The following is a 13,966-nucleotide window of genomic DNA, read 5'->3' on the forward strand; positions in this document are numbered from 1 at the left end:
ACCTGACTTTACGCGACCGCCGGGCTGGCTTACCGCCCGCACCATGCCGATGGACCCCATGCCCGATTTGTCCGCGCTCTCGCTCGCCGAGATCGCGCGGCTTGCCGAAGACCAGAAACTCCCGCCGATCGAGCGGTGGAACCCCACGCACTGCGGCGACAGCGAGATGCGAATCGCCCGCGATGGCACCTGGTATCATCAGGGCTCGCCGATCGGACGCGAGGCGATGGTGCGGCTGTTTTCGACGATCCTGCGGCGCGAGGCCGATGGCGGCTACGTGCTCGTCACCCCCGTCGAGAAGCTCGACATCGCGGTCGAGGATGCGCCGTTCGTCGCGGTCGAGCTGAAGGCGGAAGGGTCGGGCCAGGCGCAGTCGCTCGTCTTCCGGCTCAACACCGGCGATCTCGTCACCGCCGGTCCGGATCATCCGCTGCGATTCGTCGCTGGCGAGGATGGCCCCCGCCCCTATCTCGCCGTGCGCGGCGGGATGGACGCTTTGGTCGCGCGTCCGGTCTATTACGAACTCGCCGCTCTCGCGATCGCGAGCGGCGACGAGCCGCCCGGCCTGTGGAGCAAGGGCGCGTTCTTCGCGCTGGAGCCGACCGAATGATTCTGGTCGAACGGCTGCGCCACGCACTCGCCGCCGGCCATGCCGAGGATACCATCCTGCTGACCGGCGATCATGTCGATGGCGCGCCGCTCCCTACCGGAGCCGATGTCCGCGCGGCGGTGCTGGTGCCCGTCACCGATCGCGCGCAACCCGGCGTCATCCTCACACGCCGTACCGATACGATGAAGCGCCACGCCGGACAGGTCGCCTTTCCCGGCGGCCGGATCGATCCCGACGATGCCGATGCCGTCGCCGCCGCGTTACGCGAGGCAGAGGAAGAGATCGCCTTGCCGCGCGAGCGGGTGATCGTCGTCGGGGAAAGCGATCCCTATCGCACCATCACCGGCTTCAGCGTGACGCCGGTGGTGGCCGTGGTCCCGCCCGATCTCGTGCTGGTGCCGAGCGCCGCCGAAGTCGCCGAAGTGTTCGAGGTGCCGCTCGATTTCCTGCTCGATTCGGGCAATCACCTCGAAGTGTCGGTCGAATGGCAGGGCCGCAACCGGCATTATTACGAGATCCTGTGGGGCGGTCAGCGAATCTGGGGCGCGACCGCGGCGATGATCGTCAACCTCTCGCGGCGGTTGCGATGGGCGGGCTGATCCTGCCCCACGCCGCATGGCGGTCGCGGCCGGGTCTCGACCGATTGTGCGAAGTGCTGGGTCCGGGCGCGTCGCGCTTCGTCGGGGGCGCGGTGCGCGATACGCTGCTCGGGATCGATGTGGCCGACATAGACCTCGCCACCGCGCTGCCGCCCGAGGACGTGCTCGACCTTCTGCGCGCAAGCGGCATCAAGGCGGTGCCGACCGGCCTCGCCCACGGCACGATCACCGCCGTCTTGCCCGAAGGCCCGGTCGAAGTGACGACGCTGCGCCGCGACGTGGCAACCGATGGCCGCCACGCCACCGTCGCCTTCACGCGGGCGTGGGAAGAGGATGCCGCGCGCCGCGACTTCACGATCAACGCGCTCTATGCCGATCCGCGCACCGGCGAGGTGTTCGATTATTTCGGCGGGGTCGACGATCTCGCGGCGCGGCGCGTCCGCTTCATCGGTGATCCGCTCCAGCGCATCGCCGAGGATCATCTGCGCATCCTGCGCTTCTTCCGCTTCCACGCGCGCTTCGGCGAGACGGTCGATGCGGACGGACTGGCGGCGTGCGCGGCGCGTGCCAATGACCTGATGGCGCTGTCGCGCGAGCGGATCGCGGCCGAACTGCTCAAGCTGCTGCTCGCGGACAATGCCGTGTCCACGGTCGCGCTGATGATCGACAAGGGCATCTTCCGCCCCGTTCTGCCCGAGATCGTAGCAGCCGACCGCCTTGCCCGGCTGGCGACGCGCGAGGCGGACAGCGGGACCGCGCCCAACCCGATCCGCCGCCTCGCCGCGCTGTTGCCGGCCGATGCGACGATCGCGGAGGATGTCGGCGCGCGGCTGAAGCTTTCCAACCTCGATCGCCGCCGCCTCGTCAGCGCCACCCAGCCCGCCGGGGACGCACCGGCAAAAGCGATCGCCTACACGCTCGGCCCCGATCTCGCGACCGACCGGCTGCTGCTGTCGGATCGCCCGGCCGCCGATGTCGAATCGATCGCTGGCTGGCAGCCGCCCCGCCTGCCGGTCAGCGGCGGCGCGCTGGTCGAACGCGGCGTCCGCAAGGGTCCGGAGGTCGCCAGACTGCTCCGCACGATCGAGGCGGAATGGGTGCGCGAGGGTTTTCCCGATCAGACCCGGCTCGACGCGATCGTCGATGCGGCACTCGATCAGTGGCGGCGGGTTTCCAGCAACGCATAAGCGTCTTCCGCTTCGAGCGGTCGCGCATAGACGAAGCCCTGCGCGTAGGTGCAGCCGAGCGCGGCGAGCGTCTGCGCGAGATCGCTGGTCTCGACCCCTTCGGCGGTGGTCTGCATGCCAAGCGCTTGCGCCAGGCTGAGGATCGCGCGAACGATCGCCACCTTGTCGCGATCGGCGAGCATGCCGGTCACGAAGCTGCGATCGATCTTGAGGATGTCGATGGGCAGCTTCTGGAGATAGGCGAGGTTCGAATAGCCGGTGCCGAAATCGTCCATCGCGATCGTCGTGCCCAGCCCTTTCAGCCCGTGCATGATGCCGGCGATCCGGTCGGGATCGGTGACGAGCGCGCTTTCGGTAAGTTCGAGCGTGAAGCGCGATCCCGGCAGGCCATGCGTGGTGAGCGCGCTTTGCAGCAGCGGCGTGATACTGTCGCGCTGGAGCTGGATCGCCGACAGGTTGACCGCGATCTTAACCCCGCAATCGCCGCCGAACCGCGCGTCCCACTCCGCGAGCCTGCGCACCGCCTCCTCGATTGCCCAGCGGCCGAGCGGCACGATCAGCCCCGATTCCTCGGCGACCGGGATGAAGTCGGACGGGAGGTACTCCATGCCCGCCTCGTCCCGCCAGCGCGCGAGCGCCTCGAACGACACCAGCCGCCCCGAGGACAGATCGTAGATCGGCTGGTAGTTGAGCCGCAACTGGCCGCGATCGATCGCACGGCGGAGCGCCGTTTCCATCCCGAACTGCTCGCGCGCGATGTCGAACGCCTGCGGCTGGTACGCTTCGGCATGGCCGCTGCCCTTGGAGCGCTTCATCGCGAACTGCGCGTGGCGGATCAGTTCCTCGGGATCGTCGAGCCGCGCCGCCCCGAACGCGACGCCGACCGAGCAGGCCACGCGGATCTCATAGCCCGACAGGCGGAACGGCGTGGACAGCGCGCTCGCGACCCGTTTGGTGACATGCGCGACATCCTTGCTACCATCTTCCACGGTCAGGAAGATCGCGAACTCATCGCCGCCGCTGCGCGCCAGCACGTCATGCGCGCGCAGGACGCCCTTCAGGCGCCGCGCCACGGTGATGAGCAGTTCGTCGCCAGACATCGAGCCGAGGCAGGCGTTCACCCGGCTGAACCGGTCGAGATCGAGCATGATGACCGCGTAGCGAAATCCCGACGGCGCTTCTTCGAGCAGATGCTCCACCAGGTCGCTGAAGCCGGCACGGTTGGGCAGCCCCGTCAGGCTGTCGGTCAACATCGCGCGGCGCAGATTGTCCTCGGTGCGAAGCTCGGCGGTCTGATCGACGAAGGTGACGAGGCAGCGACTTTCCGCATTGCGCGCGACGCGCGCCACCGTCACCCGAAGGTGGCGGCGCTCGACCCGGTCACCGAAGTGGAGCGGGAAACTCTCTTCAAGCCGGTCGCTTTCCACAAAGGCGGCGATCCGCGCGCCGATCAGATCGAGCAGCGACGCGCCGTCGATCGGGCACCCGAGGGCCGCCTGCTTGAACGGCACGTTGGTGGCGTCGATCGTGATTCGCCCCGCCTTGGCGCGGATCACCATCGCCGGGATCGGCAACAGGCCGATCAGCCGCCCGGTCGTTTTGATGCTGGGCACGGCATTGAACACCCGCTCGACAAAGCCGAGCGGCGAGATTGCGGTCGACGCGCGAGATGTATCGAGTCCCATTACCCTCCGCGCTACGGCAATTCGGTTAAGACGGTCTGAAGGTTTCAGCCCGTCGCAGCCGAAACAATGCCAGCAAAATCGTTATTTTAGAAACGATTATCGCGCGGAAACCCATTCGGCGGCATCCGCCCGGCAGCACCCCGTGCCGATCTCCAGAAGGTAAGGTCCGCTTCGGTGCGCGTGCGCCCGCTCTCGCCACCCATCGTCCAGCTCAGCCCTTGCGCCAGCACGAAGGTGATCGCGTCGGAAAGGCCGCCATCATTGTAGCGCTGGAACTGCACCCCCTGCCCGCGCGCCATCTCGGGCAACTCGGCCAGCGCGAACACGAGCAGACGGCGGTTCTCGCCGATCACCGCGACCTGGTCGGCGGTCGGGTCGACCGGACGCACCACTTTCAGCTTCGCGCCCGCGCGCGGCGTGACCACGGTCTTGCCCTTGCGCGTTTCGGCCAGCGTCTCCGCAACCGGCACGATGAAGCCGCGCCCGTCGCTCGCCGCGACCAGCAGTTTCTCCGCCATGCTCGCGCGGAACAGTCCGACGATTTCGACCGCGCCGTCGAGGTCGATCATCAGCCGCACCGGCTCGCCGAAGCCGCGCCCGCCGGGCAATCTGTCGGCGCCGAGCGTGAAGAAGCGGCCATTGTCGGCGGCGAGCAGGATCTTGTCGGTGGTCTGCGCGGTCAGGCTGAACAGCGCGGCATCGCCCTCCTTGAACTTCGCCGCGGCGATCCCGGCCGCATCAAGATGCCCCTTGATCGCGCGAATCCAGCCGCGCTGCGACAGCAGGATGGTAACCGGCTCGCGCTCGATCATCGCTTCCAGCGGAATATCGCGCGCGGGCGCGGCTTCCTCGATCGAGGTGCGGCGCTTGCCGAGCGTGGCCTCGGGGCCATAGCGGTCGCGCAGCTTGCCGAAGTCGCGCTTCAACCGCGTGCGCTGCCGCGCCTCGCTGCCAAGCAGCGCCTCCAGTCCGTTGCGTTCGCTCTCCAGACCGTCGCGCTCCTTGCGGATCTCCATCTCCTCGAGCTTGCGCAGCCGCCGCAGCCGCATGTCGAGGATCGCCTCGGCCTGCCGGTCGGTCAGCCCGAACTCGGCGATCATCACCGGCTTCGGCTCATCCTCGGTGCGGATGATCTCGATCACGCGATCGAGGTTGAGATAGGCGATCAGATAGCCGTCGAGCAGTTCGAGCCGGTCGGCGATCTTGGCGAGCCGGTGCTCGCTCTTACGGCGCAGGATAACGAACTGATGCTCGACCCACGCCAGCAACGTCTCGCGCAGGCTCATCACCCGCGGCGTGCGAGTCTTGTCGAGCACGTTGAGGTTGAGGCTGAAGCGCGATTCGAGGTCGGAGAGGCGGAACAGACTCTCCATCAGCAACTGCGGATCGACGCTGCGGCTGCGCGGCTCGATCACGACACGGATCTCGCTGTCCGATTCATCGCGGATATCGGCGAGGATCGGCAGTTTCTTGTCGTTGATGATCGTCGCGATCTGCTCGATCAACTTGCCCTTCTGCACACCATACGGGATTTCGGTGACGATCGCGTTCCACGTACCGCGCCCGAGATCCTCGACATGCCAGCGCGCCCGCACGCGGAAGCCGCCGCGCCCGGTGCGATAGGTCTCGGCGATCGCGGCGGCGGAATCGACGACGAGGCCGCCGGTCGGGAAGTCCGGCCCGCGCACCAGCGCCCCCACCGCCGCATCGTCGGCCTCGGGCTGATCGACCAGCAGGATCGCCGCTTCGTACAGTTCGGCGACATTGTGCGGCGGAATGCTCGTCGCCATGCCGACCGCGATGCCGGCGGCGCCGTTGGCGAGCAGATTGGGGAAAGCGCCCGGGAACAGCTCGGGTTCGTGATCCTCGCCGTTGTAGGTCGGCCGGTAATCGACCGCATCCTCGTCGAGCCCGTCCATCAGGTCGATCGCGACCTGGGTCAGCCGCGCTTCGGTGTAGCGATAGGCGGCGGCGTTATCGCCATCGATATTGCCGAAATTGCCCTGCCCGTCGACGAGCGGATAGCGCATCATGTACGGCTGCGCGAGCCGCACCATCGCGTCATAGACCGACTGGTCGCCGTGCGGATGGTATTTGCCGATCACGTCGCCGACGACGCGCGCACTCTTCTTATACCCCTGCGCGGGATCGAGCCGAAGCAGCCGCATCGCCCACAGCAGCCGGCGATGTACGGGTTTCAGCCCATCACGAACGTCGGGCAGCGAGCGCGCGGTGATCGTCGAAAGCGCATAGACCAGATACCGATCCGAAAGTGCGCTATCGAACGGGGCGTCGAGAATGCCGATGGGCGGGTTGTCGGGCGGCAGGTCGGTGGTGGCCATATGTTCCGGTTAATCCGGTTTAGCGCGCGTGGGAAGCTCTCACACCGGAAGCGGCACACCGCGCGCCAGTTCGTCGAGCAGCCACTCGCGGAAGCGCTTGACCTTGGGCACATTTCGCCGCGCCGCCGGATACACCAGCCAATAGGCATGGCCGCGGGTCGAGACCTGTTCGAACGGCCGCACCAGCTTGCCGTCGGCGAGATCGTTGCGCCAGAAGAACGGCGTCAGCATCGCCATGCCTTGCCCGGCGATCGCGGCGTGCCCCTCATGCGCCTGCGAATCGAGCCGCACACCCGGCGGCGGCTTGCCCTCGGGCACGTCCACACCGGCCTCGCGCAGCCAATAGGGCCACCAGATATCATGCCGGCTGATGATCGGCAGCCTGAGCAGATCCTTCGGCGTGAACGGGCCATAACGTTTGAGGAATCCGGGGCTGCACATCGGCGTGAAATCCACGTCGATCAATTTGTGCTCGGCAAGCTCGGGCCAGCCGCCCAGCCCGGCGCGGATCGCGACATCGACATCATCGGTCACGAAATCGGCCATCGCATCGCCGGTCAGCACGCGCACCGCCGTGTCGGGATGGCTGACCTGGAAGCTGCCAAGCCGCCACGCCAGCCACGCATTCGCGAACGTGTTCGAGGTAGAGATCGTCAGCAGCGCGCCATCGTCGGCCCGCACGGCGGCAAACGCGGTGTCGAGCGTGTCGAACGCCCCCGTCACCTGCGGCGAGAGCCGCCGTCCTGCTTCGGTGAGCAGCACGCGCTTCTTTTCGCGCCGGAACAGCGGCACGCCGAGCCGCTCCTCGATCAATTTGATCTGATAACTGACAGCCGCCTGCGTCATGCCGAGCTCGGCGGCGGCTGCCGTGAAATTCTCATGCCGCGCCGCCGCTTCGAACACCCGGACGGCGGCTAGGGGCGGAATGCGGCGCATCGCAAATTGATAAGCCACGCTTGTCGATCATGTCGAGCGCTTTGTTGGCGGCGATTTCTGGCCGGTGCCATATCCAACGTGCGCGCACCGAACCGGAAACGAGGAGGACTGCCATGCACGACGATTTTCACGGACCCGAATGGGCCGATCACCATCAGCGAGTCAGCGACATGATCCATAAGCTTTTCACGGCGGCGATGGCCGCCTTCCAGCGCCTGAACGAAGACCAGTTTGATGCGCCGTGGCGACGCGAGGTGAAGAAGCCCTGCAAATGATCGCGCAGGGCCTAAACACTTCGTCGCGATAAAATACCGCTTTACCGATCAACTTACTCGGATATGATCGTGCCATCCCGTTTAGGAGATGGTGGATGCGCACAACTCTGGTGTTGGTTTCGATCCTGGCGCTTGCCGCGTGTAGCAAGGCGTCGAACGAAGCGCAGACCAGCGAAGCGGCGGATTCCAGCCCCGGCGTCGCCGTCACGGCAGCGCCGGGCGTCGCGTTCAACTACCATTACGCCTTTCGCCTGCCGCCGGCGCGTATTTCCGCCGCGCAGGAGGCACATGCGCAGGCCTGCGAGAAGCTCGGCATCCTGCGTTGCCGGATCACCGGCATGCGCTACACCCTGCTCGGCGACGACCGGATCGCGGCGTCGCTGGCGTTCAAGCTCGACCCCACCATCGCCCGCGCCTTCGGCAAGCAGGGCATCGCCACGATCGACGCTGCCGACGGCATGCTCGTCAACGCCGAGATCACCGGCACCGATGCCGGCGCCGCGATCGGCCGCGCGCAGCAGCAACTCGGCGACGTGAAAGCGCAACTCGCCCGGATCGACCAGCAACTCGCCCGCCCCGGTCTCGACAAGGATGTCCGCGCCACGCTGGAGCAGCAGCGCGCCGAGATCGCGCAGGCGCCTTCGCAGACCAACGCGCAGATCGCCGACCTGCGCGACAGCCTCGCCACCACGCCGATGGTGTTCGATTACGAATCGGGCCGCGTGATCCGCAGCTTCGATCCGCGCTCGCCCTTCGCCGATGCGCTCGCCACCATTACCGCGTCCGCGCAGACCACGCTGATCGTGGTGCTGCAAGTCCTCGCCACGCTGGTGCCGCCGCTGGTGGTGCTCGGCCTGCTGTGGCTGCTCTGGCGCGCGCTGGCGCCGTTGCGCAAACGCCTCACTCTCACCCGCTCGCGCACCGATGCCCCAAGCGATTGATTGCACCCCTCCTACGCTTTCGATATAGCCTCGGGCTTTCCCGCCCCGGCCGCGCGTCCCGCGATGCCGGGGCCGCTCATTTCAGGGGTATTGCCGCATGGCTCGCCGCCGCCAGATTTACGAGGGCAAGGCCAAGATTCTCTATGAGGGTCCGGAGCCGGGCACGCTGATCCAATATTTCAAGGATGACGCCACTGCGTTCAACGCGCAGAAAAAGGGCACGATCAACGGCAAGGGCGTGCTCAACAACCGAATTTCCGAGCACATCTTCACCCTGCTCGGCCAGATCGGCGTGCCGACCCACTTCATCCGCCGGCTCAACATGCGCGAGCAGTTGATCCGCCAGGTCGAGATCGTGCCGATCGAAGTCGTGGTGCGCAACGTCGTGGCGGGGTCGCTCGCGAAGCGGCTCGGCATCGAGGAGGGCACGCCCCTCCCGCGCACGATCATCGAATATTATTACAAGGACGATGCGCTCGGCGATCCGATGATCACCGACGAGCATATCTCGGCGTTCGGCTGGGCAAGCCAGGAGGAGATGCACGACATCGCCGACCTCGCGATCCGCGTGAACGATTTCCTGAGCGGGCTGTTCGCCGGCATCGGCATCCGTCTGGTCGACTTCAAGCTCGAATTCGGCCGGATCTGGGACAATGATTTCGGCCGGATCATCCTCGCCGACGAGATCAGCCCCGATGGCTGCCGGCTGTGGGACATCGCGACCAACGAGAAACTCGACAAGGATCGCTTCCGCCGCGATCTCGGCGGCGAGGTCGAGGCCTATCAGGAGGTCGCGCGCCGGCTCGGCCTGCTCCCGGAGGGCGCCGAGAACGCGGTGCTCGATCTCGAACAGCACCGGCTGAACCGGGGCAAGTAAGCACCGGGGCGGCGTGATTCGCCGCCTCGTCACCGCCACGCCGTCCGCGGCGCTGGCGCTCGACTGAGCGGTCGCGCTGTTCCGACAAGACTTGCGGCGCGCGCCCGCCATCGCCATAGCGCGCGGAACCTTTCCAAGCAGGACATTGCTCATGAAGCTCCGCATCTTCGTCACGCTGAAGCCGGGCGTGCTCGATCCGCAGGGCAAGGCGATCCACAAGGCGCTCGATGGCCTCGGCTTCGCCGGTGTCAACGATGTCCGCCAGGGCAAGCTGATCGAACTCGACGTCGCCGACTCCACCGACGATGCCAGCATCGACGACATGTGCCGCAAGCTGCTCGCCAACACCGTGATCGAAAACTACCGGGTGGAACGCGCATGAAGACCGCCGTCATCGTCTTTCCCGGCTCGAACTGCGACCGCGACATCGCCGTCGCGCTCGAATCGGTGACCGGCCGCAAGCCCGAGATGGTCTGGCACGGCGACAGCGCGCTGCCCGACGGCGTCGGCCTCGTCGCGCTGCCCGGCGGCTTTTCCTACGGCGATTACCTGCGCTCCGGCGCGATCGGCGCACGCTCGCCGATCATGCGCGCGGTGGTTGAGGCGGCCGACAAGGGTCTGCCCGTGCTCGGCATCTGCAACGGCTTCCAGGTGTTGACCGAAGCGGGGCTGCTGCCCGGCGCGCTGATGCGCAACGAAGGCCTCAACTTCGTCTGCCGCGATGTCGCGCTGACCGTCGAGAATGCGCAGACCGCCTTCACCAGCCGCTACGCGCAGGGCGAGACGATCACCATTCCGGTCGCGCACCATGACGGCAACTACTTCGCCGACGCCGAAACGCTCGACCGACTCGAAGCCGAAGGCCGCGTCGCGTTCCGGTACGCTGGCGCCGTCAACGGCTCGGCGCGCGGCATCGCCGGCGTGCTCAACGCCGGCGGCAACGTGCTCGGCATGATGCCGCACCCCGAACGCCGCATCGAGGCCGCGCACGGCGGTGACGATGGCCGCCGGCTGTTCGAAGGGCTGCTCGAAACCGTCGGCGCCTGAGCGTTTCTCAGGTCATCGTCCGGTTTCGGCCGGCGTCCTTGGCGCCGTACAGCGCCTCGTCGGCATCCCGCATCGCCGTCACCAGCGTCGGATAATCGCGCGCTACCGCCATCCCGCACGAAAACGTGAGCGAATGGCCCGATCCCGCCGTGATCGGATCGGCGTACAACCCGGTGCGCAGACGCTCCACGATCTCGCGTGCTTCGTCCAGCCCGGTGTCGGGCAATAACACGGCGAACTCCTCGCCGCCCCAACGCGCGCTCAGGTCGTACGGACGCAGCGCACCGTTCAGTCGATGCGCGAACTCGCGAAGCACCGCGTCGCCCACCTCGTGCCCGAACCGATCGTTGGTCGTCTTGAAATGGTCGAGATCGAGCATCGCTACCACCGAGGTCCGGTCGCGGTGGAGCAGCGGCGCCGCCGCATCGAGAAAGCCGCGCCGGTTGCGCAGGCCCGTCAGCAAATCCCTTTCGGCGGCCTTGGTGAGCCGCTCGATCCGCGCGCTCGTCTCGGCGGCCGCGCGCGCGACACCGCGCAGCAGTTCGCCGACCAGATCCGGGCCGCCCACGGGAATCTCCGCGATTCGCTGGCCGCGCTGGAGCGTCCGCAGCATCGCGGTCGCGTGTGCCACCGGCGCGAGCAGCGCCCACACCGCGCCGATCGCCGCCACGGTGCCGGTCAGCGTCGCAACGAGCAGCGGCACGAACACGCGCCATTCCCATTGCTGCAGGACAGCTTCGGTGATGCAGAACGCGATCAGCGGCAGATGGACGGCACCGAAGCACAAGGTGAACAGGCGCAGGTGGAAACTGCGCGGGAAGAGGAACCGCGTGGCTTCGTAGAATCGCATGCTACTGGCTTCCCCCGGGTACAGGACGGGCAAGCCCGTCAAACAGCAGCGATGAATCTAAAGAAGCGTGATTTAACAAACGCTAACACCCTGTCGTGCCGCGCTGAACGGTGCGGGGACGACGACGTTCCGAAAATCCCTAAACCCCGGCATGAAACGGCGAAAAGTCCGTCCCGCGATCATACACGTCGATTCCCTCGCGGCGCTTGAGGAAACCCACCACCGCATAGGTGACCGGGGTCAGCACCACTTCCCAGCCGACCTTGAGCACGAACTGGCTGAGCATCACCATCAGCATCGCTTGCACCGGCCAGTCGGGCAGGCCGTAGAACGCCAGCGGATAGAAGACGAGGCTGTCCGCCCCCTCCCCGACGATCGTCGAGCCGATCGTGCGCGTCCACAGCCACTTGCCCTCGGTCAGGATCTTCATGCGCGCGAGCACATAGGAGTTGAGCAGATCGCCCACCCAGAAGGCGCACAGCGACGCGAAGGCGATCCGCCCGCCGATGCCGACATCGACATAGGGGAACGCCGAAACGAAATGCGGCGGCGCGCCGAAGACATATTCATAATGCGCCTGCCCGCCCCAGTCCGCGGCGGGCGGCAGCGCCACCGTCGTCCATTCCATCGCCACCAGAAAGGCGAGCGCGACGAACCCCGCCCACACCACGCGCCGCGCGCGGGCATAGCCATACACCTCGGTCAGCACGTCATCGAGGATGTAGGAGATCGGAAAGAACAGGATGCCCGCGCCGAACGGCCACAGCCCGATCCACGGCAGGTCGATCACCGCGCGCTTGCCCGCACCGACGACGTTCGACAGCACCAGGATCACCACGAAGGCGACCATCACGAAATCATAGTAGCGGAATTGCCTGCCCCGCAGATCGGATGCCACCACCTTGTCGAGCATGATCGCGCCCCCTTCGCGCACCAATCGTAATATCGTCGTTTCACGATCGCGCAAATCCCGCTAACCGGGGCGTAGCGCGCGCCCGTAGCTCAGATGGATAGAGCAAGGAGCTTCTACCTCCTCGGTCGGGGGTTCGAATCCCTCCGGGCGCGCCAATCGCCCGACGGGTTGTTGAAGGATCGGCCTTTGCCCACTGCCCCACCCGAGCGAGACCGCGACGTTCGCGCCGAGGCGCGGCTGGTGCTGCGGCAATGGCTCGCCGTGGAGGACAATGCGGTGCTGGCGGGGATCGATTCGCTCGGCCGGCAGGCGATCAGCGCCGCCGCCGAAGCAAGCGGACGGCTTGAGCGTGGCGTGGTGGCAACCGCTTCGGCCGAACAGGGCCTCCAGACCTTGCAGACACTCGCGCTGAGCCTCGCGGAGCCAGCGCCGAAACCCGCATGGTCGCTGTTCCCCACCCGCGCCGCGCCCGAGCCGCCACCCGCCGCCCGCATCGAGGCGCTGGTCGATACGCTGGCGCGCGAGCGCGACTCGGTCACGCGCGCGCAGATCATGATCGACACCGACCGCACCAAGCTCCGCGCCGCGGCGACCGCGCTCGATGACGCGCTCGGCCTGATCCGCGCCTGCGCGCAGGCAGTCGAATCGGCGGCACGCGAAATCGTCCGGGAGCGGCCGGAGCGCGCCCAATTCCTGCGCGGCGCCGCCACCGAGCGCTTGCTGGCGCGCGAACAGGACATGCTCACCCAGATCGCTGTCACGCACCAGGGCATCCTCACGCTCGATCTCGTTGCGAACAGCCAGGATGCGCTCGCGCAGGCGCTCGACCGCGCGCGCGAGACCAGCGTCGCCGCGCTGCGCACCGCGCTCGCCGCGCGCCGCGCCGTCACCGGCAGTCAGGCCCTCACCCGGCAGGCGGCGGCGCTGGAACGCACCGCCGATGCCGCCCGCGACACGCCCACGAGCGGCAACGCGCTGCAACGCGCGCTCGACGACGCGATCGCGCAAGCCCGCCGCGCGATCGACGCCGCCGAAGCATCGCGCGGCACCCTCTAGCGCGGCATCGGGTCGATGCTCTACCGTGGCGGGACGGCGCAGGCGTGAGTAGGGTGAGTTGACGGGATTTCTCGACAGACTGGCGGGGTGGCTGAGCGGGCCGATCGAACCGCTGCCGACGGCGCCGGCGGGCACCCCCGCCGCGCCGAGCGCACCCGCGATCTCCGCCGACGATCCGCGCCTGCCCGAAGCCTCGCGTCCGCTCGTCGCCCGTTTGCTCGCGCTGATCGCCGAAATCGACGCGCGCACCCGTGACGACACGCTGATGATCTCGGCGGCGACCGAAGTCCGCCAGATGCGCGACGATCATCTGCCCCGGCTGATCGAAAGCTATGCCGAGATCCCGGCGAGCCACCGCGCCGAGATTTTCCGCCAGACCGGCCGCTCGGCCAGCTACAATCTCAATCAGGGCTTCGAACGCATGATCGCCCGTCTCGAGGCGCTGTCCCGCTCGCTTGCTCAGGAAGATCTCGACAGCTTCGCCGACAACCTCCGCTTCATCGAGAACCGCTACGGCAAAGGCGACGATCCGCTACGATAGCGTGTCCGGCCGTCCGCAATCTCCGTTCGCCCTGAGCTTGTCGAAGGGCGTGTTCTGGACACGTGCTTCGACAAGCTCAGCACGAACGGGTTGGGATCGGCTCGTTT

15 protein-coding genes and 1 tRNA gene are annotated in these 13,966 nt (G+C 67.1%); 11 read left to right on the top strand and 5 right to left on the bottom strand.

Features of this window, described 5'->3' with window-relative positions:
- Positions 1-43: 43 nt before the first annotated feature.
- Genes J0A91_RS21200 through J0A91_RS21210 form a run of 3 tightly spaced genes read left to right on the top strand, consistent with a single transcriptional unit; the run spans position 44 to position 2,396 of the window.
- A complete protein-coding gene (locus tag J0A91_RS21200; protein ID WP_069206563.1) occupies positions 44-610 on the top strand; it encodes a DUF1285 domain-containing protein in 567 nt (188 codons plus the stop codon).
- Positions 607-1,209, top strand: coding sequence for a CoA pyrophosphatase (locus J0A91_RS21205; RefSeq protein ID WP_069206564.1), 603 nt, complete (start codon positions 607-609; stop codon positions 1,207-1,209). The genes J0A91_RS21200 and J0A91_RS21205 overlap by 4 nt, the downstream gene beginning before the upstream one ends.
- Positions 1,197-2,396 carry a CCA tRNA nucleotidyltransferase gene (locus J0A91_RS21210; RefSeq protein WP_069206565.1) on the top strand — a complete coding sequence of 400 codons (1,200 nt, stop codon included), beginning with the start codon at positions 1,197-1,199 and terminating at the stop codon, positions 2,394-2,396. Before J0A91_RS21205 ends, J0A91_RS21210 begins: the two co-directional genes overlap by 13 nt.
- Here the strand turns inward: J0A91_RS21210 and J0A91_RS21215 are convergent.
- The 3 genes from J0A91_RS21215 to gcvA form a co-directional block, all read right to left on the bottom strand.
- Positions 2,366-4,081 (bottom strand): EAL domain-containing protein, encoded by a 1,716-nt coding sequence (locus J0A91_RS21215; protein WP_083224843.1) that lies wholly within the window; start codon positions 4,079-4,081, stop codon positions 2,366-2,368. The genes J0A91_RS21210 and J0A91_RS21215 overlap by 31 nt on opposite strands.
- 86 nt (positions 4,082-4,167) lie before the next feature.
- Positions 4,168-6,423 (bottom strand): DNA topoisomerase IV subunit A, encoded by a 2,256-nt coding sequence (gene parC, locus J0A91_RS21220; RefSeq protein ID WP_069206566.1) that lies wholly within the window; start codon positions 6,421-6,423, stop codon positions 4,168-4,170.
- A gap of 39 nt (positions 6,424-6,462) precedes the next feature.
- Positions 6,463-7,377 (bottom strand): transcriptional regulator GcvA, encoded by a 915-nt coding sequence (gene gcvA, locus J0A91_RS21225; RefSeq protein ID WP_338056913.1) that lies wholly within the window; start codon positions 7,375-7,377, stop codon positions 6,463-6,465.
- A gap of 95 nt (positions 7,378-7,472) precedes the next feature.
- Between gcvA and J0A91_RS21230 the strand changes: the two genes are divergently transcribed.
- The 5 genes from J0A91_RS21230 (at position 7,473) to purQ (ending at position 10,499) form a co-directional block, all read left to right on the top strand.
- Entirely contained in the window at positions 7,473-7,634 is a 162-nt protein-coding gene (locus J0A91_RS21230) for a hypothetical protein (protein WP_169833202.1), read from the top strand.
- A 95-nt stretch (positions 7,635-7,729) separates the two neighbouring features.
- A complete protein-coding gene (locus tag J0A91_RS21235) occupies positions 7,730-8,575 on the top strand; it encodes an HlyD family secretion protein (RefSeq protein WP_069206568.1) in 846 nt (281 codons plus the stop codon).
- Positions 8,576-8,672: 97 nt separating this feature from the next.
- Complete coding sequence (gene purC, locus J0A91_RS21240; protein WP_069206569.1) at positions 8,673-9,452, top strand: phosphoribosylaminoimidazolesuccinocarboxamide synthase; 780 nt, start codon at positions 8,673-8,675, stop codon at positions 9,450-9,452.
- Between the two features lie 151 nt (positions 9,453-9,603).
- Positions 9,604-9,834 carry a phosphoribosylformylglycinamidine synthase subunit PurS gene (gene purS, locus J0A91_RS21245; protein ID WP_069206570.1) on the top strand — a complete coding sequence of 77 codons (231 nt, stop codon included), beginning with the start codon at positions 9,604-9,606 and terminating at the stop codon, positions 9,832-9,834.
- Positions 9,831-10,499 (top strand): phosphoribosylformylglycinamidine synthase subunit PurQ, encoded by a 669-nt coding sequence (gene purQ, locus J0A91_RS21250; protein WP_069206571.1) that lies wholly within the window; start codon positions 9,831-9,833, stop codon positions 10,497-10,499. Before purS ends, purQ begins: the two co-directional genes overlap by 4 nt.
- A 7-nt stretch (positions 10,500-10,506) precedes the next feature.
- Here purQ and J0A91_RS21255 read toward each other — a convergent pair whose 3' ends face one another.
- Positions 10,507-11,349, bottom strand: a complete 843-nt coding sequence (locus tag J0A91_RS21255) for a GGDEF domain-containing protein (RefSeq protein ID WP_069206572.1) — start codon at positions 11,347-11,349, stop codon at positions 10,507-10,509.
- Between the two features lie 139 nt (positions 11,350-11,488).
- On the bottom strand, positions 11,489-12,262 hold the full coding sequence (locus J0A91_RS21260; RefSeq protein ID WP_069207545.1) for a queuosine precursor transporter: 774 nt from the start codon (positions 12,260-12,262) through the stop codon (positions 11,489-11,491).
- 78 nt (positions 12,263-12,340) lie between these two features.
- On the opposite strand from J0A91_RS21260, the gene J0A91_RS21265 reads away from it, so the two are divergent.
- The 3 genes from J0A91_RS21265 (at position 12,341) to J0A91_RS21275 (ending at position 13,859) form a co-directional block, all read left to right on the top strand.
- Positions 12,341-12,417 (top strand) — tRNA-Arg (locus tag J0A91_RS21265).
- Positions 12,418-12,448: 31 nt separating this feature from the next.
- On the top strand, positions 12,449-13,318 hold the full coding sequence (locus J0A91_RS21270) for a toxic anion resistance protein (RefSeq protein ID WP_169833203.1): 870 nt from the start codon (positions 12,449-12,451) through the stop codon (positions 13,316-13,318).
- Between the two features lie 58 nt (positions 13,319-13,376).
- Positions 13,377-13,859 carry a hypothetical protein gene (locus tag J0A91_RS21275; RefSeq protein WP_240502115.1) on the top strand — a complete coding sequence of 161 codons (483 nt, stop codon included), beginning with the start codon at positions 13,377-13,379 and terminating at the stop codon, positions 13,857-13,859.
- Positions 13,860-13,966 lie beyond the last annotated feature (107 nt).

It is taken from the genome of Sphingomonas panacis (assembly GCF_001717955.1).
Lineage (GTDB): Bacteria > Pseudomonadota > Alphaproteobacteria > Sphingomonadales > Sphingomonadaceae > Sphingomonas > Sphingomonas panacis.

What these genes read in the sequence shown, in the direction of transcription:
- purC (WP_069206569.1), top strand. Translation starts at nt 8,673, where the DNA reads ATGGCTCGCCGCCGCCAGATTTACGAGGGCAAGGCCAAGATTCTCTAT.
- J0A91_RS21260 (WP_069207545.1), bottom strand. Translation starts at nt 12,262, where the DNA reads ATGCTCGACAAGGTGGTGGCATCCGATCTGCGGGGCAGGCAATTCCGC.
- J0A91_RS21235 (WP_069206568.1), top strand. Translation starts at nt 7,730, where the DNA reads ATGCGCACAACTCTGGTGTTGGTTTCGATCCTGGCGCTTGCCGCGTGT.
- J0A91_RS21255 (WP_069206572.1), bottom strand. Translation starts at nt 11,349, where the DNA reads ATGCGATTCTACGAAGCCACGCGGTTCCTCTTCCCGCGCAGTTTCCAC.
- J0A91_RS21215 (WP_083224843.1), bottom strand. Translation starts at nt 4,081, where the DNA reads ATGGGACTCGATACATCTCGCGCGTCGACCGCAATCTCGCCGCTCGGC.
- purS (WP_069206570.1), top strand. Translation starts at nt 9,604, where the DNA reads ATGAAGCTCCGCATCTTCGTCACGCTGAAGCCGGGCGTGCTCGATCCG.
- J0A91_RS21210 (WP_069206565.1), top strand. Translation starts at nt 1,197, where the DNA reads ATGGGCGGGCTGATCCTGCCCCACGCCGCATGGCGGTCGCGGCCGGGT.
- J0A91_RS21205 (WP_069206564.1), top strand. Translation starts at nt 607, where the DNA reads ATGATTCTGGTCGAACGGCTGCGCCACGCACTCGCCGCCGGCCATGCC.
- purQ (WP_069206571.1), top strand. Translation starts at nt 9,831, where the DNA reads ATGAAGACCGCCGTCATCGTCTTTCCCGGCTCGAACTGCGACCGCGAC.
- J0A91_RS21200 (WP_069206563.1), top strand. Translation starts at nt 44, where the DNA reads ATGCCGATGGACCCCATGCCCGATTTGTCCGCGCTCTCGCTCGCCGAG.
- J0A91_RS21230 (WP_169833202.1), top strand. Translation starts at nt 7,473, where the DNA reads ATGCACGACGATTTTCACGGACCCGAATGGGCCGATCACCATCAGCGA.
- parC (WP_069206566.1), bottom strand. Translation starts at nt 6,423, where the DNA reads ATGGCCACCACCGACCTGCCGCCCGACAACCCGCCCATCGGCATTCTC.